This is a genomic window from Paenibacillus prosopidis (assembly GCF_003337375.1).
In the GTDB taxonomy this organism is placed as follows: Bacteria; Bacillota; Bacilli; order Paenibacillales; family Paenibacillaceae; genus Pristimantibacillus; species Pristimantibacillus prosopidis.
On sequence record NZ_QPJD01000003.1, the window covers coordinates 139,311 to 164,369 of the forward strand.

At 45.3% G+C, this 25,059-nt stretch carries 30 protein-coding genes; all 30 read left to right on the forward strand.

Going from position 1 to position 25,059, the window contains the following annotated elements; genetic code table 11:
* Position 1 precedes the first annotated feature (1 nt).
* Positions 2-448 carry a flagellar export protein FliJ gene (fliJ, locus tag DFP97_RS05455; protein ID WP_114378975.1) on the forward strand — a complete coding sequence of 149 codons (447 nt, stop codon included), beginning with the start codon at positions 2-4 and terminating at the stop codon, positions 446-448.
* A 31-nt stretch (positions 449-479) separates the two neighbouring features.
* Positions 480-1,391: a MotE family protein gene (locus DFP97_RS05460; protein WP_245975925.1), complete on the forward strand. Its 912-nt coding sequence runs from the start codon at positions 480-482 to the stop codon at positions 1,389-1,391.
* Positions 1,392-1,440: 49 nt separating this feature from the next.
* On the forward strand, positions 1,441-2,814 hold the full coding sequence (locus DFP97_RS05465; protein ID WP_181873368.1) for a flagellar hook-length control protein FliK: 1,374 nt from the start codon (positions 1,441-1,443) through the stop codon (positions 2,812-2,814).
* A 50-nt stretch (positions 2,815-2,864) separates the two neighbouring features.
* Positions 2,865-3,368 (forward strand): flagellar hook capping FlgD N-terminal domain-containing protein, encoded by a 504-nt coding sequence (locus DFP97_RS05470; protein WP_114378977.1) that lies wholly within the window; start codon positions 2,865-2,867, stop codon positions 3,366-3,368.
* Positions 3,368-3,745, forward strand: coding sequence for a TIGR02530 family flagellar biosynthesis protein (locus DFP97_RS05475; RefSeq protein WP_114378978.1), 378 nt, complete (start codon positions 3,368-3,370; stop codon positions 3,743-3,745). The genes DFP97_RS05470 and DFP97_RS05475 overlap by 1 nt, the downstream gene beginning before the upstream one ends.
* Positions 3,746-3,859: 114 nt before the next feature.
* On the forward strand, positions 3,860-4,678 hold the full coding sequence (flgG, locus tag DFP97_RS05480; protein ID WP_114378979.1) for a flagellar basal body rod protein FlgG: 819 nt from the start codon (positions 3,860-3,862) through the stop codon (positions 4,676-4,678).
* 56 nt (positions 4,679-4,734) lie between these two features.
* The gene (locus tag DFP97_RS05485; protein WP_114378980.1) at positions 4,735-4,962 is read left to right on the forward strand and encodes a flagellar FlbD family protein; all 228 of its coding nucleotides are present in this window, start codon (positions 4,735-4,737) and stop codon (positions 4,960-4,962) included.
* Complete coding sequence (locus DFP97_RS05490) at positions 4,959-5,423, forward strand: flagellar basal body-associated FliL family protein (protein WP_114378981.1); 465 nt, start codon at positions 4,959-4,961, stop codon at positions 5,421-5,423. Before DFP97_RS05485 ends, DFP97_RS05490 begins: the two co-directional genes overlap by 4 nt.
* 37 nt (positions 5,424-5,460) lie before the next feature.
* Positions 5,461-6,462, forward strand: coding sequence for a flagellar motor switch protein FliM (fliM, locus tag DFP97_RS05495; protein WP_114378982.1), 1,002 nt, complete (start codon positions 5,461-5,463; stop codon positions 6,460-6,462).
* Positions 6,452-7,714 carry a flagellar motor switch phosphatase FliY gene (gene fliY, locus DFP97_RS05500; RefSeq protein ID WP_114378983.1) on the forward strand — a complete coding sequence of 421 codons (1,263 nt, stop codon included), beginning with the start codon at positions 6,452-6,454 and terminating at the stop codon, positions 7,712-7,714. Before fliM ends, fliY begins: the two co-directional genes overlap by 11 nt.
* Before the next feature lie 20 nt (positions 7,715-7,734).
* Complete coding sequence (locus DFP97_RS05505; RefSeq protein WP_114378984.1) at positions 7,735-8,100, forward strand: response regulator; 366 nt, start codon at positions 7,735-7,737, stop codon at positions 8,098-8,100.
* Positions 8,101-8,110: 10 nt separating this feature from the next.
* The gene (locus tag DFP97_RS05510) at positions 8,111-8,755 is read left to right on the forward strand and encodes a flagellar biosynthetic protein FliO (RefSeq protein ID WP_114378985.1); all 645 of its coding nucleotides are present in this window, start codon (positions 8,111-8,113) and stop codon (positions 8,753-8,755) included.
* Between the two features lie 37 nt (positions 8,756-8,792).
* Entirely contained in the window at positions 8,793-9,500 is a 708-nt protein-coding gene (fliP, locus tag DFP97_RS05515; RefSeq protein WP_425453498.1) for a flagellar type III secretion system pore protein FliP, read from the forward strand.
* A gap of 21 nt (positions 9,501-9,521) precedes the next feature.
* Positions 9,522-9,791 (forward strand): flagellar biosynthesis protein FliQ, encoded by a 270-nt coding sequence (gene fliQ, locus DFP97_RS05520; RefSeq protein ID WP_114378987.1) that lies wholly within the window; start codon positions 9,522-9,524, stop codon positions 9,789-9,791.
* A gap of 11 nt (positions 9,792-9,802) precedes the next feature.
* Positions 9,803-10,597 carry a flagellar biosynthetic protein FliR gene (gene fliR, locus DFP97_RS05525; protein ID WP_114378988.1) on the forward strand — a complete coding sequence of 265 codons (795 nt, stop codon included), beginning with the start codon at positions 9,803-9,805 and terminating at the stop codon, positions 10,595-10,597.
* Between the two features lie 13 nt (positions 10,598-10,610).
* Entirely contained in the window at positions 10,611-11,708 is a 1,098-nt protein-coding gene (gene flhB / locus DFP97_RS05530; protein ID WP_114378989.1) for a flagellar biosynthesis protein FlhB, read from the forward strand.
* 22 nt (positions 11,709-11,730) lie between these two features.
* A complete protein-coding gene (flhA, locus tag DFP97_RS05535) occupies positions 11,731-13,761 on the forward strand; it encodes a flagellar biosynthesis protein FlhA (RefSeq protein ID WP_114378990.1) in 2,031 nt (676 codons plus the stop codon).
* Positions 13,758-14,960: a flagellar biosynthesis GTPase FlhF gene (gene flhF / locus DFP97_RS05540; RefSeq protein WP_114378991.1), complete on the forward strand. Its 1,203-nt coding sequence runs from the start codon at positions 13,758-13,760 to the stop codon at positions 14,958-14,960. Before flhA ends, flhF begins: the two co-directional genes overlap by 4 nt.
* Positions 14,957-15,826 carry a MinD/ParA family protein gene (locus DFP97_RS05545; RefSeq protein WP_114378992.1) on the forward strand — a complete coding sequence of 290 codons (870 nt, stop codon included), beginning with the start codon at positions 14,957-14,959 and terminating at the stop codon, positions 15,824-15,826. Before flhF ends, DFP97_RS05545 begins: the two co-directional genes overlap by 4 nt.
* A 27-nt stretch (positions 15,827-15,853) precedes the next feature.
* Positions 15,854-17,206, forward strand: coding sequence for a protein-glutamate methylesterase/protein-glutamine glutaminase (locus DFP97_RS05550; RefSeq protein ID WP_114378993.1), 1,353 nt, complete (start codon positions 15,854-15,856; stop codon positions 17,204-17,206).
* A 44-nt stretch (positions 17,207-17,250) separates the two neighbouring features.
* Entirely contained in the window at positions 17,251-19,341 is a 2,091-nt protein-coding gene (locus DFP97_RS05555) for a chemotaxis protein CheA (RefSeq protein ID WP_114378994.1), read from the forward strand.
* A gap of 13 nt (positions 19,342-19,354) precedes the next feature.
* Positions 19,355-19,816 (forward strand): chemotaxis protein CheW, encoded by a 462-nt coding sequence (locus tag DFP97_RS05560; RefSeq protein WP_114378995.1) that lies wholly within the window; start codon positions 19,355-19,357, stop codon positions 19,814-19,816.
* Positions 19,817-19,818: 2 nt separating this feature from the next.
* On the forward strand, positions 19,819-20,439 hold the full coding sequence (locus DFP97_RS05565) for a chemotaxis protein CheC (RefSeq protein WP_114378996.1): 621 nt from the start codon (positions 19,819-19,821) through the stop codon (positions 20,437-20,439).
* Positions 20,436-20,930, forward strand: a complete 495-nt coding sequence (locus tag DFP97_RS05570) for a chemotaxis protein CheD (protein WP_114378997.1) — start codon at positions 20,436-20,438, stop codon at positions 20,928-20,930. The genes DFP97_RS05565 and DFP97_RS05570 overlap by 4 nt, the downstream gene beginning before the upstream one ends.
* Before the next feature lies 1 nt (position 20,931).
* On the forward strand, positions 20,932-21,369 hold the full coding sequence (locus DFP97_RS05575; protein ID WP_114378998.1) for a hypothetical protein: 438 nt from the start codon (positions 20,932-20,934) through the stop codon (positions 21,367-21,369).
* A 4-nt stretch (positions 21,370-21,373) separates the two neighbouring features.
* The gene (locus DFP97_RS05580; protein ID WP_114378999.1) at positions 21,374-22,159 is read left to right on the forward strand and encodes a FliA/WhiG family RNA polymerase sigma factor; all 786 of its coding nucleotides are present in this window, start codon (positions 21,374-21,376) and stop codon (positions 22,157-22,159) included.
* Between the two features lie 15 nt (positions 22,160-22,174).
* Positions 22,175-23,581 carry a flagellar assembly protein A gene (locus DFP97_RS05585; RefSeq protein WP_114379000.1) on the forward strand — a complete coding sequence of 469 codons (1,407 nt, stop codon included), beginning with the start codon at positions 22,175-22,177 and terminating at the stop codon, positions 23,579-23,581.
* A gap of 34 nt (positions 23,582-23,615) precedes the next feature.
* Positions 23,616-23,942, forward strand: coding sequence for a hypothetical protein (locus DFP97_RS05590; protein WP_114379001.1), 327 nt, complete (start codon positions 23,616-23,618; stop codon positions 23,940-23,942).
* 38 nt (positions 23,943-23,980) lie between these two features.
* On the forward strand, positions 23,981-24,547 hold the full coding sequence (locus DFP97_RS05595) for a hypothetical protein (RefSeq protein ID WP_114379002.1): 567 nt from the start codon (positions 23,981-23,983) through the stop codon (positions 24,545-24,547).
* Entirely contained in the window at positions 24,540-25,052 is a 513-nt protein-coding gene (locus DFP97_RS05600) for a hypothetical protein (protein WP_114379003.1), read from the forward strand. Before DFP97_RS05595 ends, DFP97_RS05600 begins: the two co-directional genes overlap by 8 nt.
* Positions 25,053-25,059: the final 7 nt, after the last annotated feature.

The following is a 25,059-nucleotide window of genomic DNA, read 5'->3' on the forward strand; positions in this document are numbered from 1 at the left end:
GATGGCATCGTTTCGCTATTCGTTTCAAAAGATAGTCGATTTGAAATCAAGTGAAAAGACACAGGCAGAATGGATCCTTTCATCCGCAATTGGAGCGCTTGCTTCGGAAGAGCAGTCGCTTGAGCAATTGCGCGAGAAGCAGCGGGAATGGGAGCAAAAGCTGCACGATGCTTCTCAATCGGCTGTGCCGCTGTCCGAGCTTCAGCTCGTCCAGCACTATTTAGACCACTTAGTAACCTGTATTATGAACAAACAGACAGATGTGAAGCATGCGCAAAAGGAAGTAGAGCAGTGCAGATTGAAGCTTTCTGACAAAATGAAGGACGAGAAGGTTTGGCTTAAAGCAAAAGATCATGCACGCGATCGGTTCCAGTATGCTTTGCAAATTAAGGAGCAGAATGAACTGGATGAGCTGACAAGCGTCCGTTTCATGCTATCAACCCCATAACGTGATGTGAGACGCCGGCTAGAGGGAGTGAATGAAATTGGCGGGTTCGGATATGGAAAAGCAAGGCTACAGTGCAATGGAACGATTAATGTTTTTGATGACGCCGATATTATTTGCAATTGTATTACTAGGCGTATTGTATACCCTCTTTAATATTGATTTTCGCAACAAAATTCTTGAAGCTGGAAATTCAGTTCCGTTCTTGAAAGACGTACTTCCTGAGCCAAATGTTGCAGACGGCGCGCTTAATGATGACGAGCTGAAAACAGCAAATATGTCAGCGAAGATCGCGGATCTTCAAGCGAAGCTAACTGCTATTCAAGGCGAGTTGGCTGCTGCTAATCAAACGAAGACGACGCTGGAGCAAGCGATCAAAGATTTGGAAAGCGATAATAACCAGCTTAAACGCGTCAATGATGAGGAATTGCTTAAGGATGAGCAGTACCAGGCGAAAATCGTAGAGTTGTCGAGTATGTTTTCCAAAATTACACCAAGTAAAGCTGCGCCGATTTTACAAAGTATGACGCTTGAGGAAATGGTGCTTGTATTTGCGAATATGCGCGCAGATGACCGGGTTCGCATTATGGAGAAAATGAATCCGCAAACGGCTGCCGACGTTGCAATGATGCTTAAAGATAATGTGACAGCAAAGGATATGCAAATTTCAGCACTACAGGCGAGGTTAAACGCACAGGAGACGAGTAACACAAAACCTGTCTCGTCCGTACTCGATCAAGAGCAACTAAGTGCAACTTTTACAGCAATGGATGCCAAGAGTGCAGGAGAGCTTCTGATTAAAATGGTTGAAGTAAGTCCAAGTAAAGTGCTTCGCATTCTTAATGCGGTAGACGATCAAACTCGTTCAGTCATAATCGCGGAAATGTCGGCAATCAATGAAACGACTACTGCTCAGCTTGTTTCCAAGCTGATGACCGGCAGCTAATTTTTTGATGGATCCTTCTGAACCCCACATTGGAAGGGAGGTGAGAAAAATGGAAATGATGATTCCGCAAATCGCGAGTGCGCAGCCGCAAGTTCAGTCAACAAACAACGCCCAGGTTGGAAAATCAGCAAACGGCGCTGCATTCCAGCAAACATTAATTCATCATATCAATGGTGAAGCAGCAGTTTCGGAAAATGTTCAACTTGTACAAGTAATAGCGAAAGCAGGAAATACAAATGCTGCTGCAAATGAAGGCGTTACAGTCGCACCAACTATCTCTGAACTTCTGACTATTATAGATGGTTTGATTGAACAACTTGAAACACCTGATGCGGAGGAAGAGGAACAACTAGTTGAAGAGGAGCAACAGCTTAAACAGCTGGAAGCGGCTCTTGACCAGATGACTGCATTGCTCGCACTTCTTGGCGCACCGGTAACAATCGTTCAACAATCGGCTTCGCTGGCGAATATCGCTGACGATAATTCGTCTTCTGATTCGGCTGTCATGAGCACAGCAAATGTTAAGAGCGATATACAGGACGTACTGCTTCAACTTCAAGCATGGCTTCAGCAAGGCAGCGTTAAACGTGTCGGGCAGCAGGAACCGAATTTTCTGGTAGGTCAGCAGCTGCAAGCTTTAACAGCGATTTTGGAAGGCGGGCCGGTGGATACATATAAGTCTCAAACGAAATCGACGTCTCTTACACAACAACTGTTTACAGCTCAGAGCGTTCCGCAAGCAGAGGTCAGTACTCTTCTGCAGCGCTTATCGCAGCAAACGGTACATCCGGCATTTCTTTCTACTACTATAAATAGCAACGAACTAGAAACTGAAGTTGAAGCTGAAGTGACAGGGCAAACGATTGAAGCAATTCCGCAAATGCAATTAGGTTCAAGCCATTCTGAGACAATCCGGGGAGCAGCCCCGCTCGTACAGAATGCAGCGACCGCAACGTCTTTCGTAGTCGCAGATGAGTTCGCACAATCGATGACAGGTTTAATTGTTCAGAAGTTTGATGTATCGACATTAAACGGGGTTTCAGAAGCCAAGCTGATGTTATACCCGGAGCATCTTGGACAAGTCGATGTGCGCATTACGATGCAAAATGGCATACTGACCGCTATTTTCCAAACGGATACTGCTTTGGCGAAGGACATGCTGGATAATCAGATGGCTCAGCTAAGGTCTGCACTGCAAGCGCAGGGCCTTATGGTAGACAAGCTTGAAGTGTCGCAAGGACAAACCGCCGCACAGCTTTCTCACCAGCAGCATGGTCAAGGCAGCAATCAACAGTCATTCACTAACCGACAGTCGTTCAAAGACGAAGACGGCTCAGTGGAATCTGCTTTTGAATCCGAAATGGTGGAACAAGCTGCAGTGCAAGGTCTCGGTTATGGCAGAGCAATTAACGTAAAAGCTTAACATTAACAATGGATGATCCTTATAGCTTGGAAGAACGGAGGTGATCAGAAATGGCAGACAGCATTTCCACCCGCACAGTTTGGCCGAACTACAGTACGTCCAACGTCCAAGCAGCAGCCTCCAAAAAAAGCTCAGACACGCTTGGCAAGGATCAGTTTCTTAGCATTCTAGTTACGCAGCTTCGTAATCAGGATCCGATGCAGCCGTTACAGGATAAAGATTTCATCGCTCAAATGGCTCAGTTTACTTCTGTCGAGCAGCTTATGAATATGTCAACTGAGCTTACGTTAATGAGACAAAACATCGGTTCAGCCTCCAGTCTTATCGGCAAATCGATTGAGTGGAATGAGTATGACGATGCAGGTGAAATCGTAACGAAGAGCGGTGTTGTCGATTCGATTATTTCGAAGGATGGCGTCTTGTATGCAGCGGTTGGCGCTACTGAGGTAGCACTTGATTATGTGACGTCCATTTCGGAAACGCGTGAAAAGACTAGCGAAACGGACAGTAATTCCTCTGATTCTGCTAATGCTGCGGAGGGGGCTGAGACCTAGTGAGTGAAGGTGTAAAAATCGGTCATCTGTTTCCGGTTAAATCAACACCGCTGCAGCCAACTAAAACAGCAGTCAGCCGTACGCCGCAATCAACTGAATTCCGGGATATGCTTGATGCTAAATTATTAAAATTTAGTCATCATGCCGAGCTTCGTATGCAGGAGCGAGGGATTCATTTACAGCCAGAATCATTAACGAAAATAATGAATGCAGTTGAAGAAGCAGCAATCAAAGGCGCGCAGGACTCGTTAATTGTATTTCGAGATATTGCTATGATTGTGAACGTTCCGAGCCGCACGGTTGTGACGGCGATGGATGGCGGACAGATGAGAAGCAACGTGTTTACTCAAATCGACAGCGCTATTATATTATCGTAAGGCTGGACCTATAAGGAAGCCTTAGCTGTGGACCGACTGAAGCAGCTAAAGATTTTGTATACGTTAGTAAAGTGAGTTTTCGTTAAATCATCTATTTAGGAGGAATTACGAACGATGCTGAGATCAATGTATTCGGGCGTTTCCGGAATGCGCGGCTTTCAAACGAAGCTTGACGTAATCGGTAACAACATTGCGAATGTCAACACGGTTGGTTTTAAAGCAGGTCGCGTCATGTTCAAGGATATACTAAGCCAGACGGTCGCGGGCGTTACAGCGCCTGAAGAAGGCGTGCGCGGCGGCGTTAATTCGAAGCAAATCGGTTTGGGCGTCTCTATTGGATCTATTGATACCGTACATACTGCCGGAAGCGCGATGACAACTAACCAAGCTACAGATTTGCGCATTGACGGCGACGGATTTTTTGTAGTTAGAGCCAGTGAAGATTCTGAAATGCTTCTGACTCGTGCAGGCAACTTTACGCTTGACGCTAACAGACAGCTTGTTACATCCGATGGTTATTTTGTATTAACCTCTGAAGGCGAAACGATTACGCTCGACGAGGCGGTGACAGCATTCTCGATCGGACAAGATGGAACCATTATGGGCGTTACCGCCGACGGTACAGAAGCGATTGCACAACTAGGTGTAGCAAAGGTCGTAAACCCTAGCGGTCTTGAGAAGCTGGGCGGCAATATGTACCGGGTAACGGCTAACGCTAATCCGGATGCTTCAATCGAAGATTTTTTGACATTCGCAGGAGATCCTGAGCTTGGCACAGGGGCCATTATTGCAGGCCAGCTTGAAATGTCCAACGTTGATCTAACGGCAGAGTTTACCGAAATGATCGTTGCGCAGCGCGGTTTCCAAGCGAATTCGCGAATTATCACGACATCGGATGAAATCTTGCAAGAGGTCGTAAACTTAAAACGATAGGTAAGTCATAACCAGCGGGAGGCTTGGAGCCTCCCCTAGGTGTGAGGGGGTAACTGATGATTACCGTAACACGTTTGAATGGAACAAAAGTTATAATAAATGCTCTGCTAATCGAAGTGATAGAAGAGTCTGCTGATACGGTTATAACGCTTACGACAGGCAAAAAGCTGGTCGTGAAGGAAAAGTCAGCTGAGCTGTTGTTGCTAAACCAGCAGTACCTTCGTACGATAGGCCTCATTGCGGCTGCCCAGAAGAGTGAGCAAACGGAGGGTCCCTCAGCATGAAAAAGATGATACCGTGGTTAATTACCATTTTATTAGCCATTACACTGATCGCTATTGTATCGATTATATTATTTAAATCATTTTTTACGGATCCGAAAGAGAGTAAGGCAGAAACAGAGACAATAGAAGTGGAAGTATTATCCGCCGATGAGCGGGTAGAAGTAACGTCTGAACTAAAGGATTTCAGAAGAAATTTGAAAGATCCTGAATATGTTGTCGTACTTAGCTTTGCTTTCCAGCTTGACAGCAAGAAAACAAAAGAAGAATTTGATAAGCTGCTTGAAATTGAAGTTAGACCGATCATTAACCGCACTTTAGCGGATATGACCGCTGATGAACTTAAAGGCTCCCAAGGCGAAGATGCGCTTGAATCCAAGCTGTTGAATTTAATAAATCCGATTATTCCAAAAGGGAAATTGGTTAAGGTTGAGATCACGAACTTTATTATTACAGAACTTTAATTGTTATTGCCGATATTCCTCGAAGGAGGTGAGATAATTGGTTGATGTTTTATCGCAAAACGAAATTGACGCGCTACTTGCCGCGTTATCTTCCGGGGAAATGGATGCTGAGGATTTAAAAAAGGAAGAGCCTACACGCAAAGTTAGTGTGTATGATTTCAAGCGCGCACTTCGTTTCTCGAAGGATCATATTCGAAGTTTGACCCGCATTCACGAAAACTTCGCGCGATATTTGACAACCTATTTCTCAGCGCAACTTCGCACTTTTGTTCAGATTAATGTCGTGGATGTAGAGCAATTGCCATACGACGAATTTATTCGTTCAATTCCGAAAATGACGATCTTGAACATTTTTGAAGCGGACCCGCTGGAAGGTCGAATGGTGCTTGAGGTTCACCCGAACGTGGCCTATGCCATGCTGGATCGAATGTTAGGCGGACAAGGAACGGCACCTTCAAAAATAAACAATTTGACTGAAATAGAAACGATCGTAATGGAGCGGATTTTCAGCAGAACGTTTGAAAGCCTGCAGGAAGCATGGAGAACGATCATCGATATATCGCCAAGGATGGAAGCATTGGAGACGAATCCGCAATTCATGCAGATCGTTTCGCCAAATGAAACCATCGCGCTTATTTCATTCAGTACAAAAATTGGCGATACGACAGGCATGATCAATTTATGTATCCCGCATGTTGTTATTGAACCGATTATGTCAAGACTATCTGTTCATCACTGGTTCGTTTCGCAGAAGAAAGCCCGCGCCCCGGAAGAGGTTGAAATATTGGAGCAGCGGGTAAGTAAAGCAAAGCTTCCGATCGTTGCCGAATTAGGAGAATCGGCTCTTACGATCAAAGAATTTCTCGGATTAAACGTAGGCGATGTCATATCATTGAATAAAACGGTCAATGAGGGGCTGAAAATTAAAGTTGGAGAAAAGCTTAAGTTCATAGGCAGTCCGGGATCTGTGAAGGACCGGCTGGCCGTTCAAGTGGACGAGATTGTCAGCGAAGGAGTGGAAGAAGACTATGACGAGTAAAGACTATTTGTCTCAGGAGGAAATTGATGCATTGCTTCGCCAATCCTCCAATGAACCGGAGCCGGTGCAATCTGCCGCAAATGGAGCGATGCTATCCGATTTCTTGTCTTCATTGGAACAAGATGCGCTAGGCGAAATCGGCAACATTACATTCGGCAGCGCAGCAACGGCACTTTCTACGCTGCTGGGCAAGAAAGTCGACATTACAACTCCTCAGGTTACTCTTGTGAGGAAGGATGAGCTGCCGGACATATTTCCTAAACCGCAAGTGGCTGTTAGCGTGCAATATGTAGACGGTTTTCAAGGCATTAATTCGCTAGTTATCAAGACGAAGGACGCACAAATTATTGCTGATTTGATGCTTGGCGGTACAGGTGATGTAACGCTAGAGGAGCTAAATGAAATACATATTAGCGCCGTGCAGGAAGCGATGAACCAAATGATGGGTTCCTCGGCAACATCGATGTCAACTATTTTCAATCGGTTTGTTAACATTTCGCCTCCAGGAATTGATATTTTAGATGTAAACAACGGAGACGGTTTGGATCATTTGCCGCCGGTAGATTTATTCATTAAAATTTCTTTCCGGTTGAGGATAGGAGATCTTATTGATTCTACAATTATGCAGCTGCTGCCTATCGCATTTGCCAAGCAAATGGTTGATATTTTAATGGGAGTGGCGGAAGAGGAACCCGTCCAACCTGCTGTGACGCCTGCAGCCGCTCCTGTGGCGCCAGCAGCACAGCAACAAGCTATGGCAATGCAGCAAACGGCAGCAGCGGCGCAGATTCATGCGATGCCGCCGCAAATGAATATGGCTCCGCCAGTTCAGCAAATGCCTTCTATGCCCTATCAAACACCTGCAGCTGGCTATGATATTCCGATGCAGCCTCCTGGGCCGCATACTTATGGTCATGCAGCTAATCGTAACGTTAATGTTCAGCCTGTCCAATTTGCTAATTTTGGCGGCGTTCCTTATGTTCAGCCTGATGAAACAAACCTCAATTTACTTCTCGACATACCGCTTAAGGTCACTGTAGAATTAGGGAGGACCCAGAAGCAAATTAAGGATATTTTGGAATTATCGCAAGGTTCCATTATCGAGTTGGACAAGCTTGCAGGCGAGCCGGTAGACATTTTGGTAAACAACAAATTAATCGCAAAAGGCGAGGTTGTTGTCATCGATGAAAACTTTGGCGTTCGCGTAACCGATATCGTAAGCCAATGGGACCGAATTCAAAATTTGCAATAACATCCTAGGAGGAAAAAAAGATGGCAAACCGCATTCTAATCGTAGACGACGCAGCATTCATGCGCATGATGATTCGCGACATTTTATCCAAGAACGGCTACGAAGTCGTCGGTGAAGCTCCAGATGGGGCGCAGGCGGTTGAGAAGTATAAGGAATTAAAACCAGACTTAACGACAATGGACATTACGATGCCAGAAATGGACGGAATCTCTGCACTGAAAGAAATTAAGAAGCTTGACGCGAATGCAAAAGTTATCATGTGTTCAGCAATGGGTCAGCAAGCAATGGTTATTGATGCGATTCAAGCAGGCGCAAAAGACTTTATTGTCAAGCCATTCCAAGCAGATCGTGTAATTGAAGCGATCAAGAAAACTCTCGGACAATAGGATAAACATTATGTTTAACATACATTCGCGCATTTCAATGATGTCTGCTCTTGGAATGGCGATTTGGCCTGGTTTTGCGGCTGCTGCCGCAACAGACGGCAGCACCGCAAACAATGAGGAACAGATTGTGTTCCAGGGATCAAACAATCTGGCGGGCAGCCTGATTTGGGTCATCATCTCGCTCGCCATCGTAATCGTACTTATCATTTTCGTTATTAAATGGTTGTCCCAGCGCAACCGGACGTGGGGAACGAATCGTTCGCTTCGTTCACTCGGCGGTGTTGCGCTTGGACAAAATAACTCGATTCAAGTTGTAGAAATTGCAGGTCGCATTTACATAGTAGGAGTTGGCGAGGACATAACGCTGATTGATAAGTATGATGATCCTGCTCAGATAAAGTCCGTTATAGCAGTGCTTGAGCGCCAACCGGAAGCAAATTGGCCGCAAAACGTCATCTCACAGCTGCTCAACAAAATTCGCAGCCATAACGAAGTTACTGGACCAGAGCCGTCAAATGAACAGTGGAATTCGGCGTCTTCCTTCCAGCATCTGTTACAAAATAAGCTTAATCAGCAAGCCGACCGCAAACAACAATTGGAATCGTTACTTCATGACTCTAAAACAAACGAACGGTTGATGGATGATGAAAAATAAGTGGTGGATAGCAATCGTTACCGTGCAGCTGCTTGCTATGTTGTTTCACAATCAAGCATTTGCGGAGCCTCTGCCCGACGTTTCCATTAACATCGGAGATGGTGGCGGCGAAGCGCCTGGAACGAGTGCGTTATCCATTCTCCTATTAATAACAGTTTTAAGCATTGCACCAGCTATTATGGTGTTGATGACAAGCTTTACCCGCATCGTCATTGTTTTGGGCTTTGTTAGAACATCGCTTGGTACGCAGCAAATGCCGCCAAACCAGGTACTCATAGGGCTTGCCATGTTTTTAACCTTTTTCATAATGGCTCCGACGTTCTCACAAGTAAACGACGTGGCTCTTCAGCCTTATTTGAAAGGTGAAATCTCACAAACCAAAGCGTTTGAACAAGCGTCGATACCAATGAAGAAGTTCATGTTTTCCCATACCAGGGAGAAGGATTTATTACTCTTCATGAACTATACAAAAACCGAGAAGCCGGCAACGTTTGAAGATATTCCGCTAACGGTACTAGTTCCCGCTTATGCGATAAGCGAGCTCAAAACAGCTTTTCAAATGGGATTTATGATCTTCATTCCGTTTCTGATCATAGATATGATCGTCGCAAGCACGTTGATGGCGATGGGGATGATGATGCTTCCGCCCGTTATGATCTCTCTACCATTTAAACTGCTGTTGTTTGTTTTAGTTGATGGATGGTATTTAATAGTAAAATCTTTACTGCTAAGCTTCAGCACGTGACAAAAGCAAGGAGGGCTGTTAATGAGTACTGATTTCATAATCGGATTGGCCAGTGAGGCCGTATTCGTCGTATTGAAAGCCAGTGCGCCGATGCTCATTCTTGCTCTGGTCGTTGGATTAATCGTCAGTATATTTCAAGCGACAACACAGATTCAAGAGCAGACGCTAGCTTTTGTTCCCAAAATTGTAGCCGTCTTCGTGTCCATTATCATTTTTGGTCCATGGATTCTAAATACGGTTATCGACTTCACTTACAATCTGCTGAACAATCTTCATAATTACATCGGTTAGGTTGTGAGTGAATGAATGCGTTCGTACAGGGGTTTCCTATTTTTTTGCTTATATTTTGTCGAATTACAGCGTTTTTCGTCGTAGTTCCTGTTTTCTCTTCACGTGGCGTACCAAATATGTTTAAAATCGGACTCGGCTTTTTCATTTCGATCATCGTGTTTTTGACATACGGAATGAAGCAGTCGATTGTTCCGGATGCTTTATATGTCCTTGTTGTTTTGCGAGAAATATTAATAGGCGTCTTGATGGGTTATGTCGTTTATTTATTCTTTTCGGTCGTCCAGACGGCAGGCGCCGTCATGGACCTTCAAGTTGGTTTTGCAATGGCTAACATTGTTGACCCTCATACAGGCACATCTGCTCCGCTTCTGGGTAACTTCAAGTACATGCTGCTCATCGTCATCTTTCTGATGATGAACGGTCATCATTTCTTGTTAACCGGTTTGATGGACAGCTATGAATGGATGCCATTATCCAATGAGTGGTTTAGCAGGCTAATGAACGGCAGTATAACCGATTTCCTGACGCGCGTCGTTGGCAATACGTTTCTGCTGGCTATTCAAATAGCCGCACCTTTAATCGTTGCCATGTTTTTGACCGATGCAGGCCTTGGTTTTTTAACGAAGACTGCGCCGCAATACAATGTATTCGTTATCGGAATTCCGCTTAAGCTTATTATTGGCATGATTTTGCTTATTTTGTTAATGCCAGGTCTTGCAAGCATATTCGAGAGATTGTTCTCCATCATGTTTCAATCGTTGGAGCAGCTTTTCGGTATTGTGCAAGGACCGCCTGGCGGGCAATAGGAGGCTGCTACCCGTGCGTACTTACCGCCTGGAGCTTGATCTTCAATTATTTAGTCAGGAGAAGACTGAACAAGCAACACCGAAGAAGCGGGATGAAGCAAGAAAAAAAGGGCAAATTGCCAGATCGGCAGACTTGCCGGGCACATTAATAATGATGTTTACTTTTTTGAGCTTCATTATGTTAGGCGGCTTTTATAAACAGCATATTCTGATGCTGTTCGGCAATCTCTTCGAGGATTGGCTGCTGATGGAGTTAACGACAGGTAATGTGATGACCTTTTTTACAGACATTACTTTAGAATTACTGTTTATCTTAGCACCGATTTTTGGGGTAGCCTTTATTATCGCGATACTAGGAAATGTCGTGCAATTTGGTTTTCTCTTAACGGGCGAGCCTCTCAAGATGAAATTTAACAAGATCAATCCTATTAATGGATTTAAACAAATTTTTTCGATGAGAACGGTTGTTGAATTTTTAAAAAGCGTTTTAAAGCTGCTAATTATAGGAATTTTAGTATTCTCGGCCATATGGAAAGAATGGGACCGCATATTGGTGCTGGCCAGCTTGCCGATTCAACAAATATTTACCTTTACCGCAGGTTTAACAGTGACTTTAGGCATTCAGATTGGAGCCGTTTTAGCTGTACTTGCGTTAGCTGATTTTTTCTATCAACGCTTTGAGCATAACAAGAGCTTAAAAATGTCTAAACAAGACATTAAGGATGAATATAAGAAATCGGAAGGGGATCCGATCATAAAAGGACGCATTCGTGAGCGGCAGCGCAGAATGGCACTGCAGCGAATGATGCAGGAAGTACCCAAAGCCGATGTCGTTATTACAAACCCTACCCACTTTGCAATTGCTCTTAAATATGATGCAACAAAGATGGAGGCGCCAAAGATCATCGCTAAAGGGATGGATCATGTCGCGCTTCGCATCAAAGAGATTGCCAAAGAGAACGGGGTCGTTACCATGGAAAATAAGCCATTAGCCAGGGCTTTATACGAGCGGGCAGAAATCGGAGATGTTATTCCGGCAGACTTGTTCCAAGCTGTGGCGGAAGTGTTGGCATACGTATATAAAATGAAGGGGCGCGTGAAATCATCATAATACTACGGGAGGAGGCGGCGTCATGAAAGCAAAAGATCTTGTTATTCTTTTTGGAGTCATCGGAATTGTGCTCATGATGATAATCCCGATCCCAGTCCTTCTACTAGACATCCTTATCATACTTAATATTTCAATGGCACTGATGATTTTGCTTATTGCAATGAATACGAGGGAAGCGTTAGACTTCTCCATTTTCCCAGCCATCCTTTTAATAACAACGTTATTTCGATTAGCTTTGAACGTCTCAACGACAAGAAATATTTTGTCTCATGCCGAAGCAGGTGAAGTGGTTGCTACTTTTGGCAGCTGGGTTGGCGGGGGAGAAATCGCTATCGGTTTTATCGTTTTCCTCATTCTCGTCGTCGTTCAGTTTATCGTTATTACAAAAGGCTCAGAACGAGTAGCAGAGGTTGCAGCGAGGTTTACGCTCGATGCGATGCCCGGTAAGCAGATGAGTATCGACGCCGACCTAAATGCAGGATTAATAAATGAAACACAGGCACGTGAACGGCGCTCCAAAATCGAACGCGAAGCAGACTTTTATGGAGCGATGGACGGTGCGAGTAAGTTTGTAAAAGGCGATGCGATCGCATCGATCATTATTCTCATCATTAATTTAGTTGGCGGCTTTATTATCGGTATGGCGATTCATGGCCTAAGCTTCGGCGAGTCGCTTTCGACATTTTCAATTCTTACGATCGGCGACGGTCTAGTCAGCCAAATACCGGCGCTGCTCATTTCTACAGCAGCAGGTCTTATCGTAACGAGAGCGGCATCGGACGGCAATTTGGCGGAGGATGTCACCTCACAGTTGTTTAAATATCCGAAGCTTCTCTTTATTGCGGCAGGGACGATTGCTCTGTTGGGGTTAACGCCTATTGGCCCTTTTAGAACGTGGCCTTTCGCCATCCTGCTTGCTTATGGCGGTTGGCGTATGCAGAAAGTGATCAACAAGCAGCAGGAGCAGGAGGAAATGCTTGTCGAAGAGCAGCAAATCGAAGAGGTACGAAGTCCGGAAAGTGTTATCAGCCTTCTGCAGGTTGATCCGATAGAATTTGAATTCGGTTATGGGCTTATCCCGTTAGCAGACACGCAGCAAGGCGGAGATTTGCTCGATCGAATCATTATGATCCGCAGACAATGCGCGTTGGAGCTTGGACTTGTCGTTCCTGTCATAAGAATACGTGACAATATTCAATTAAAGCCAAATGAGTACGTCATCAAAATTAAAGGCAACACCGTTGCCCGCGGTGATTTGCTGTTGAATCATTATCTAGCTATGAGTCCAGGGTTCGAAGATGATTCTGTAATCGGAATCGAAACGACAGAGCCCGCATTCGGTTTACCGGCTATTTGGATCGATGAGCAGATGAAGGAACGGGCGGAATTATCGGGTTATACGGTAGTCGATCCGCCGTCCGTAGTTGCTACTCATTTAACCGAAATCATTAAACGCCATGCGCATGAGCTTATTGGCCGCCAAGAAGCGAAGATGCTTGTGGAAAATGTGAAAGAATCATATCCGGCGCTCATCGATGAACTCATTCCTTCTATTTTAACAGTCGGCGATGTCCAGAAGGTGCTTGCCAAGCTTCTTCGGGAGAAGGTATCAATCCGGGATCTTGTTACTATTTTTGAATCATTGGCTGATCACGGGAACTACACAAAAGATCCGGATATTTTGACCGAATATGTTCGGCAGGCATTATCCAGACAAATTACACAGCAATTTTCATCAGGCGGAGACACACTGCGGGTCATTACAGTTGGACCTCAGCTGGAGAAGAAAATTGCTGAATCCGTTCAACAATCGGAGCAAGGCAGCTATATCGCTTTAGACCCTGTTTCAACACAGCAGATTTACCAAAAGCTGAATGAGCATGTGAATCGTCAAATTCAATCGGGGCAGCAGCCCGTTGTACTCGCATCACCGACTATTCGTATGTATTTAAGGCAAATCGTCGAGAGAACCATGCAAGATGTTCCTGTACTATCTTACAGCGAGCTCGAGCCAAACATTGAAGTTCAAAGCGTCGGGGTGGTGAACTTATGAGAGTGAAGCGATATGTTGTTAATGCGCTGCCTGAAGCTGTTTCCATGATTCGCAGCGAATTAGGCAAGGACGCTGTTATATTGAATACAAAGGAAATTCGAGTCGGCGGATTCATGGGGATGTTTAGTAAGAAAAAGATGGAAGTCATCGCAGCGATTGAATCGAATCAAGCGAATACACCCGCTCAGCCGCAGCGTAAAGCATCGCCTCAGGCGAATGAGGCACTGGAACAAATATTACATACTGTACAGCGAACGGCGTCGGCAGTCATGGAACCGCCGATCGTTACACCAGCGGAGAAGCAGACAGGGAGAGTTGAACAAGAGCAGTCCATAATCGATGAGATTCGAGACTTAAGACAATATATGGTCAAGCTCTCTAAGCAGCAGGGTGATCACACAGCATTGTCAGAACAACTTTACGAGCTTAAAGAGCATTTATTGGAACAAGAAGTGGAAATGCAGTGGGTTGAACGTTTGATCCAAGCGATTATAGACAAGCAGACGGAACAGAAGAGCGAATTTACAAAAGAGCAAATTTGGCAGCTTGCGGCTGAACAGCTGGAAGACTGGCTGCGACCATACGGCGGTATAGGAATAAGCAGCGCTGTACGTGTCGTACATTTTGTCGGTCCAACCGGTGTCGGCAAGACGACAACCATTGCAAAGCTTGCTGCAGAGCAAACGATTAAGCAAGGACGTAAGGTAGGCTTCATTACTTCCGATACCTACCGGATTGCTGCCGTCGACCAGCTTCGAACTTATGCAAACATTCTGAATGTTCCGTTAGAGGTTGTTTTCTCGCCCATGGATTTACCGAGAGCCTTTAAGCAGCTGGAAGAACGTGAATTAATTTATATGGATACTGCAGGACGCAACTTCCGAAGCGAGCTTCATGTATCCGAAGTTAATAGTTTATTACATACAAGTGAGGACAGTGAAACTGTACTCGTACTAAGCTTGACAGGCAAGACGAAGGATATGGCGGCAGTTGCGGATCATTTTAGCAAATACGGCGTTAGGAAGGTATTGTTCACGAAGCTTGATGAAACATCAGTGTACGGGGCGATTTTCAATTTGATTATGAATTTTGAGATGTATCCTACTTATTTGGCAAGCGGTCAGACCGTACCGGATGATATCGACAGATTTCAAATCGAAACGTATATTCAGCATTTGTTAGGGAGCAGCAGCCGATGAATGATCAAGCTGAAGCGTTACGCCATTTAATCAAGCAGCAAGAACTTCGGGAAGAAGGACGAACGACCCGCGTGGTTACCGTAACCAGCGGTAAAGGCGGCGTAGGAAAATCGAATTTCAGTCTTAATTTTGCATTATCGCTTCAGCGATTGGGAAAAAAAGTGCTTGTCTTTGACGCAGACATCGGTATGGCTAACATCGATGTACTAATGGGGGTTTCATCATCCTACAACCTGTACCATTTGCTGAAGCAGGAAAAAACGATTTGGGACATCGTACAGGAAGGTCCTGAAGGACTGAACTTTATTGCAGGCGGTTCCGGCTTTAAGGATCTTTTAGATTTATCGGCGGAGCAATTAGATGGCTTCGCGGGAGAAATCAATAAGCTGCACGGCAAATATGACGTCATCCTGTTCGATACGGGGGCGGGATTATCCAAGGAAACGGTTAAGTTTATTACCGCCGCCCAGGAAACGATCGTCGTTACAACGCCTGAACCCACTTCCATTACGGATGCGTACGCGCTAATCAAGATGGTTAAAGCAATGGATGTTGATGTTCATTTCAAGCTAATCGTGAATCGTGCGTCAGACTTCCGTGAAGGGAAGCAAACGGCTGACAAAATCAATCTGGTTGCGCAGCGGTTTCTTCAATCGGAATTGCCCTCACTAGGCATTGTTCCAGATGATCCCAACGTGTCCAAAGCAGTGAAGCGTCAAGTGCCGTTTACCGTTGCCTATCCAGGAAGCGAAGCGTCCGTTGCTGTCGAAAGGATTGCAAGACATTTCCTCGAGATACCTCAAAGCAATACAGTTAGCGGTGGAGTCAAAGGATTTTTGCATAAAATGTTCAGGTTCTCCAGATAATCCTTTTGAAATTGAGGAGGGAATAGCATGGCTCCTTATCGCGTACTCGTTGTTGATGATTCCGCATTTATGCGGAAGATTATAAGCGATTTAATTGTCCAAGATCCTCAGTTCACAATCGTGGCTACGGCCGGGAATGGCAAGGAGGCAGTTGAGGCAGTCGCTGAGTGGAAACCGGATGCCGTTACTTTGGATTTAGAAATGCCTCTAATGAACGGAATAGAAGCGCTTCAGCTTATTATGAAAAGCAATCCGATTCCGGTCATCATGCTTTCAGGCATTAGTGAAGATAACACGAGAGAGACGATTAAAGCCCTGCAATTCGGCGCTTTCGATTTTATTCGAAAGCCTTCAAGCGCTGTGTCTAATGATATTAACCAAGTCGGTGAAAATTTGCTGGAGAAGCTTCGGATTGCGGTATTAACGAAGCGGCATCAGCCCGTAATTACAATTAAGGAAACGGGAGCAGCGGCTGTTAATGAGATTGAACAATCGCGGCTGTCAGAAATAGAAGAGCCTCAAAAACATGAGGATAAGCCATTAGCAACGCAGGAGGCTAAAGCGAAGGAACGGAAGAAAACGATTCTGCCGCTGGTTAAAGATAAGCAGCCGATGCAGCAAATGACACCCCCTTTACATACAAAGCCAAGAGGTTACGAGTTGGAGCCGGCAGCACCAAGCAGCTCAATACCTGCAATTGTACCACGGAAGCAGGCAACCCGGGATCTACCGCGAGAGCAAACAAGGCAAGCAGCAGTACCGCTTTCTATAAGCAGCCAGAAAGCAAAAGAACCGGTAGCCTCATTTCGTCACCTAGTCGCCATCGGCACTTCAACCGGTGGACCAAGGGCCCTTCATCAGGTGATCAGCTCGCTGCCGGCAGCATTCCCTGCACCGGTGCTTGTTGTTCAACATATGCCGCCTAAATTCACAAAATCTTTAGCGCAGCGGCTTGATAGCTTTAGCGCACTTCGTGTAGTCGAAGCGGAGCAAGGTGAGAGGGTATTGGCGGGTGTTGTATATATTGCTCCTGGCGGTTACCATATGGAGCTCGTTAAGGATGCTTCCGGCTATCTCATTTCGTTAACGGAGCAGCCTCAGCGCAACGGTCACCGACCTTCCGTCGATGTATTATTTGAATCATTGATACCGTACCGGGATTTAAAAAGGCATGCGGTTATTATGACGGGAATGGGCAGTGATGGAGCAAAAGGGATGAAGCAATTGGTAGATAGCGGGATCGAATCTACGATTGCCGAGTCAGAGGAAACCTGCGTCGTTTATGGCATGCCGCGTTCCGCTATTGAAGCCGGATATGTCGATAATGTTTTACCGTTGCAACACATTGCATCACAAATAGTACATGCAGTTTTGAAATGAATAGGCTAGAGTCGCTCAACAATACTAACAGGAGGTGCTAGTAAATGGATATGAATGCCTATTTGTCGATGTTTATCGATGAATCTAATGATCACCTGCAATCATTGAACGAAAATTTACTCCGACTTGAAAGCGATCCGGAGGAGTTAAGTATTGTGCAATCGATATTTCGTTCAGCGCATACGCTGAAAGGGATGTCTGCAACGATGGGCTTTGAAGATTTGGCGGCGTTGACCCATGAGATGGAAAACGTGCTTGATCTTGTTCGAAACAGCAAGCTCAAAATGGACAGCTTTATTTTTGACACCTTGTTTAAAGGGTTGGACGCGCTTGAAGCGATGGTTCAAGATATTGTAGCTGGCGGTACAGGGAAAGCCGATGTAACTTCGATTGTCGCATCATTACAAGTCATATTGAAAAGTGATTATAGTGCAAGCAAAGCTGCTCAAGCTCCTGCAGCAACAGCAGGAAATGCTGGCGCAGCACCTTCTAATGCATCAGGGGCGATGCAGCTGGATGAATTTCAATCTTCAATATTGCAGCAATCTATTGAAAGCGGCCATAACGTCTATCATGTTCAAGTCACCATTCGTGATAATTGCTTGTTGAAAGCGGTTCGCGCTTATATGGTTTTTGATTTACTGGAACGAAACGGTGAAGTCATTAAGTCTGATCCGTCCGTGCAGGATATTGAACAAGAGAAGTTTGATTTTTCTTTCTCCGTATTTACGATTTCCAGTTTGACACAGGAAGAACTTCAGGGACAAATTTCGAATATTTCTGAAATTGAAGCTGTAGTCGTTACTGTGTTGGATGTAGAGTCGTTAGCTATCCTAAGCAATCCGTCTGCAGCAAACGCAGTTGAAACCTCTAAAGCGACAAGTGAAACAGCGGTTAGGGCAGAAGCGGTACGTGAAGTTGAGGCTGGCAAAGGGCAAACTGCAGCAGCCGCAGCGCCTGCGGTACAAGCGGCACCAGCAAACGTTTCGCGAACGATTCGTGTTGACATTGAAAGATTGGATATGTTGATGAACTTGTTTAGTGAATTGCTCATTGATCGCGTTAGACTTGAGCAGTTGTCAAGCGAAATCAAACGTACTGATTTGACTGAAACGGTTGAGCATATGGCACGTGTAAGTTCTGATTTGCAAAGTATTGTACTGAAGCTGCGGATGGTACCAGTCGACTCGGTATTTAATCGTTTCCCGCGTATGATTCGAGATCTGGCCAAGTCGCTCGACAAGAAAATCGATCTTGTTATAACGGGCGCCGATACAGAGCTTGACCGTACGGTAATTGATGAGATCGGCGATCCGCTTGTCCATTTGCTCCGCAATTCGGTAGACCATGGCATTGAAACGGTTGAAGAGCGGCTGGCGGCAGGTAAACCGGAGACAGGCACCATATATTTGCGGGCATTCCACAGCGGCAACCATGTCTTTATTGAAGTGGAAGAGGACGGTCGCGGCATTAACCACGAGCGTGTACTGAAAACAGCCATAAAAAACGGCGTGGTGACAGAAGAGCAGGCGAAGCAGCTAACTCCTGACGAAGTTAACATGCTCATTTTTGCAGCGGGCTTCAGTACGGCGGATAAAATTTCCGACATATCCGGGCGAGGCGTTGGTCTTGATGTTGTCAAGTCAAAAATTACTTCATTAGGCGGTAACGTAACGATTGACTCAGCTTTCGGAAGAGGAACTAAGTTTTCCGTACAGCTTCCGCTTACGCTATCCATTATTTCGGCAATGCTTATCAAGCTAGGTTCCGAGAAATACGCAATTCCTTTATCCTCGATCGTGGAAACGGGCATTATTCGTAAAGAGCAAATCTTACATGTTCACGGAAATAAAATGATAAAGTTCCGCAATGCCATTATTCCGCTTGTATCCCTTAGCCGCGTTCTCGAATCTCCCGATTTTAATGAAAATGAGGAGCAAGAGACCGAAATAGTTGTCGTACGCAAAGGTGAGAAGTGGGCTGCGGTTATGGTCGATGAATTTATCGGACAAAGTGAAATCGTCTTAAAATCGCTAGGGACATATTTAACGAACATCGAGGCGATCTCTGGCGCAACCATTCTTGGCGACGGTTATGTTGCATTAATCATTGATCCGAGTGCACTTATCAAATAGGGAGGTTTTTACGATGGGAGAAGAATTAAAAGTTATCGTGTTCGCACTAGGCAACGAAGAGTACGGAATTGAAGTGGATAAGGTTCGCACGATTGAAAGACTGTCTCCGATTACACGCGTCCCAAAAACAGCAGCTTTTATTAAAGGCGTTATTAACCTGCGGGGTATCGTAGTGCCTGTTATCGACTTGCGCGGCCGTTTTAACTTGTCGGAGACGACAGCTACTGAAAACTCAAGAATAATAGTTGTAGCTGTCGCTGATATGGAGGTTGGTTTTATCGTAGACTCAGCGAATGATGTTATTGATATCGATACTGACAGTATCGATATCCCGCCAGAAATTGTCGGCGGCATTAAGGCGAAATACTTACGGGGCATTGCAAAGCTTGGTGAAGGACGACTGCTCATCATGCTTAATTTATCAGAAGTTTTGAACAAAAATGAGATCATACAATTAGAGCAATTAGAGGTGTAGCAGTGAGTATATTTAGCCGCTTTGAAGCCTTTGAACTTGATGTTCTGAAAGAAGTCGGCAATATCGGAGCAGGTAATGCTGCCACAGCACTGTCACGATTGTTGGACAAGCAGGTTGATATGGCTGTTCCCAGAGTAAGCTTGCTTCCGTTCGAAGAGATTGCTGAACGGGTTGGCGGATCGGAGCAAATCGTCATAGCGGTGTTTCTTCGGGTAGAAGGAGATGCACCCGGCAACATGTTTTTTATTATTGAAGAAGAGTCCGCCAAACGGATCTTAAACCAGCTGCTGTCGATGAATATTAATCAGCAGGACGGCTACTCCGAAATGGAGCTGTCAGCGCTTTGCGAAATTGGTAATATTTTAGCCGGCTCGTACTTGTCATCGCTGGCTGATTTTACGCATTTATCGATGGCACCATCTGTTCCAGCAATTGCGGTTGACATGGCAGGCGCTATATTAAGCTATGGTTTAATGCAGTACGGAGAGATGGGTGACTCGGCCCTGTTAATTGAAACGAAATTTTTGGAAGACCACCAGTCGCTTGAAGGTCACTTCTTCCTTATTCCTGATCCGGAATCGTTCGAGAAAATTTTCAGGGCATTAGGAGTCGTCATCGAATGATACAACTAAATTTGGTCAAGGTTGGCATGGCAGACTTAAATATTGCAACAGATGGAGCAATTCTCAAAACGACCGGCTTGGGATCGTGTGTCGGGCTTACCTTGTATGACCCGATACGCAAAATTGCCGGTATGGCGCATGTCATGCTGCCGTCCTCAGAGATTGCCCGCGAGACCAAAATGAATTTGGCTAAATATGCCGATACAGCTATTCCTGAGCTGCTTGATCGAATGATTGCAGCCGGCGCATATGTAGAACGGATGAAAGCAAAAATGGCAGGCGGCGCTCAAATGTTTGCCATGTCAGGCCAATCCGATTCTCTTAGAATCGGCCCTCGCAACGTGGAATCATGCACGGAAATGCTGAGCAAATTTAAAATACCGATTATTTCACAGGATACCGGCGGAAGCTTCGGAAGAACAGTTGAGTTTGACAGCAATAGCGGTATGTTGTCGATTAGAAGTGTGCAGTTTGGTACAAAGGAGATTTGATATGCTCGGAACATGGCGATGGAATGTCGTATTTGGGTTCATCGGCACTGTACTTACGGTAGCTTTCTCAATCGGGAACAACCCGATTTCTGTTATGCTGCTCCGAAGTATGTATGCTTTCATCGCTTTTTTTGTTCTTGCGTTTGTAATGCGCGCGGTACTGACATACATCCTTCAGCCACCCTCTATAGTTGGGGAGCAGCCGGAATTGGATGAGGGCATAGGAACACAGCTTGATATGCTGACTCCTGATGAGACAGATGATTTGAACCAAATGTTAAAGTCGCAGCTGCAGGACGGGAAAACAACTCCCGTTAATGAAGGGCAGGCCAATGCTGCTGCTGCATTTCGACCGTTAAATCCTCCTCAATTGTTATCTTCAAAAAATACACAGCCTGAGGAATTGGTTAAAGCCATTCGTCACCTAACAGGAGAGTGAGTCGATGATCGAGCAGAAAACGCCTCATTTGACAAACATCCAGATGTGGCAAGCGTGGAAAGAACATGGTGATTTGGAAGCAAAAAAGCAGTTGATCGAGCAATATTTGCCGCTGGTTGATTACGTAACGAACCGTATGGCGATCGGACTTCCGAAAAATGTGATGAAGGACGATCTTGCCAGCAACGGTGTTATGGGTTTAATTGATGCGATTGAGAAGTTCGATTATTGCCGCGGGTTACAATTTGAAACATACGCTTCTTGGCGTATACGCGGTGCCATAATTGACGGACTGCGTCAAGGAGACTGGGTTCCGCGTTCCGTTCGGGAAAAAGCGAAGAGAGTAGAAGAGGCCTATCAGCATTTGGAGCAGCAATACATGCGTTCCGTTACCGATGCTGAAATAAGCTCATACCTGCAAGTGTCGGAAAAAGAATTCATAAACATGCTGCAAGATATCGCAGTTACGACTGTCTGTTCGCTTGAGGATCCGATTCGCGAAGAGGAATCCGAAACAAGAATGTCCTTGCTGGTCGATGATAAAGCCAAAAATCCGGATCATAAGGTACACGAGTTTTATTTGAAGGAATCATTAGTAAAAGGGATTGAGCGGTTGACGGAAAAGGAACGAACGGTAGTTTCACTCTTTTATTATGAGGAACTGTCTTTAAGTGAAATCGCTGAAGTTATGTCATTATCACCTTCGAGAATTTCCCAGCTTCATTCGAAAGCCATACTGCGGCTGCGAGGAGCTTTGGCTAAGCATAAAGATCAACTCATGCAGCATTAGAGAGGAGGGAGTAAGGTGGACAATCAACAATTGGAATCATTCCTGCGTATTCAGATATCAGCCGATCAGCTGTCTGCCTTCCTGACATTTAACCGAATTACGGATGAATTTGTGTGCGACAGCCAAGAGCTCGAACGTTATGTACGCAGCAAAGGGGTTGTCCATGGACTCCGGACTGAGGTGCTTGATCAAATCGGAAAAAATCCGCTCGCCTATTGTAAAGAGCAGACGTTAATTGCTCAAGGTAAACCTTCCGCACATGGTAAGGATGGATTGATTAGACTCGTTTACGATATGGAGAATACGGATCATCGTCCAGCCGAACTTGAGGACGGTAAGGTCGATTTCAAGGAAGTCGTCCAGCTCAAAAACGTTAAGCGCGGTCAATTAATTGCCGAGCGCTTCGATCCTCAGCCAGGACTAGCAGGCATAACAGTGACAGGTGAAGAGCTTCCTCCAAAATTAGGCAAGCATGTCAGGTTTAAAGTAGGAAAAAATGTCGTTGTGAACGATGAGCAAACAGCTATGTATTCAGCTATTGACGGTCTTATTACGATGACGGACAAAGATAAAATAAACGTCTTTCCCGTTTACGAAGTAAATGGCGATGTTGATTATCACATCGGCAATATCGACTTTGTAGGAACGGTCGTTATACGTGGCAATGTGCTGAGCGGCTTTCGAATTAAAGCTTCGGGAGACATTAGAGTTATTGGCGGAGTCGAGGGTGCAGAGCTTGAGTCAGAAGGATCCATTGAAGTTACCGGCGGCATTTTGGCAGGCAACAAAGGCTACGTGAAGGCTGGACGCAATGTTCGCAGCTCCTTCATTCAGGATGGCAATGTTATTGCCGGCGAAGAGGTGCTTGTCTCACAAAGTATTATGCATTCGAATGTGAAAGCCGGTAAAAACGTTATCTGCTCTGGAGCAAAGGGTTTGATTGTCGGCGGGGTAGTTCAAGCGGGCGATCTCGTTAGTGCGCGAACGATTGGTAACTCCATGTCAACGGCTACCTCAATAGAGGTTGGGGTGAAGCCGGAGTTAAGAGATGAATTGCTTGAATTAAGAGCAAAACTTAAGCAATTTATGGAAAGCCTGGACAAAACAGATAAGGCGCTTACCATTTTGGATCAACTGGCTGCAGCAGGTCAATTGTCGCCGGATAAGCTTGCCTTGCGTATTAAATTCTCCGCAACAAAACGTCAAACGTTAGTAGAGAATGAACAAACAAGGGAACGAATTCTTGAAATCGAAAGAACGCTTGAGGATACGGACCGTTCGAAGGTCGACGTTAGTAATATAGTATTTGGCGGAACTAAAATTGTAATCGGCCGCTACACAAAATTTGTGAAGGATGCTGCACAGCGTGTCTCTTTCCGCTACTCGGAGGGGGATATCGTACTTGTCCCTTTTACTTCGTAAGTGCAGAAAACTTGCCGCGTAAAGGTGTGAGCTGATGACATTCAAATCCATTGATTTGCAAATGTCTATACCACGAACGCAAGAATTCAGCGGTATGCAGAGTCAAGCTAATCATAAGCCGGTAGCCGATCAAAATACGTTGGCAGAACAAACGGCTAAACATACGGAACAGTTAAGAAGCAAAAATACAAACATCGAGCAAACGACGGGACTTCACGTTCGAAGCGAACAGGATGGACATCAGGGGCATGCATATCGAAATACCAATCGTAAACGTCAAGAGGACGAAACGATTGAAAATAGCAAGGAGCCGCCGACGGCTCACCCTTTTAAAGGGCATCATTTGGATATAAAATTGTAAATTCTGAGGAATCAATTAGCAAAGGCAGGTTATGAACGATGCAGCCATACTTGCAATATATTGTATTACTTGGAGCGGTTGTCATTGTTGGCGCCTTTATAATGCCTCGAAAGAATCAACATGCAGCGCTTCCGACTCAAACGGTGCAAAATATGGAGACCGCGCTGGAGCAGTTTATGGAGAACATGGAAAAGGATAATCAGGAGCTCGTTCAGCTAGTCGCGAAGGCGCAGCAGGAAACGAAAACTGATGCGGATCGCAAAGAGCAGCGAATAATCACTTTGGAGCGTAAATGCGCTATGCTTGCTGAACAACTCGAGCTGGCCCTTTCTCGCCCAGTTTCTCAAGATGCCAGACCGGTTCAAAGTTTTCAGGCAGTTGAGATGGAAAGCGTAATGCCTTCTATTGAAGCTGTCGTCCAGCCGGAAGTCATATTAAATGAAGCAAAGCAATTAAACAAGATTCAAGTTCGTTACTCGGAGCTATTCCAGCTGTATGAGCAAGGAAAATCAATAGAAGCCATATCCAAAAAGCTTGGCATGAGTAAAGGCGAAGTGCAGCTCATTATCCAGCTTGCCAAGCAGGAAGAGGCCGCGCATGCTTAAAAACCGTGCTTTTTTGACCGGCCTCGGTGCAGGCATTATCGTAGGCGCTTTGCTGTTCCAGCTTATGCTTCTTGGTGAGCAGAGCCGGCAGAGCCTTGAACAAATGGGTAATGAAACGAATGAGAAGCTCTACACTAGCGCTGAGGTGGATGCACTGCTGATGGCAGAACGAGATTCAGCCCAAATCGACGGGCAAACGAAACCGGATGCAGTGACGAGCGATAAGAACGCGATTAAGGATGAAGAAAAGACTGCTTCTATAGAAAAAGAAAAGGATATAACTAAGCCCGTACATCATGTCATCCGGATTGGAACGGGTTCCGGAATAACCGATACGGCGGAACTGCTTGAAAAGCATAACATTATACAAAATAAAACGGCCTTTATAAATCAGATGCAAGAATCAAAGAAACTGGTCCGTGCCGGTTATTTTTTGTTTCAAGAAGGCATGACGGTTGAAGAAGCTATTACGATCGTTACCAGTGAGCCGATTACGAAGGAATAGGGGCAAG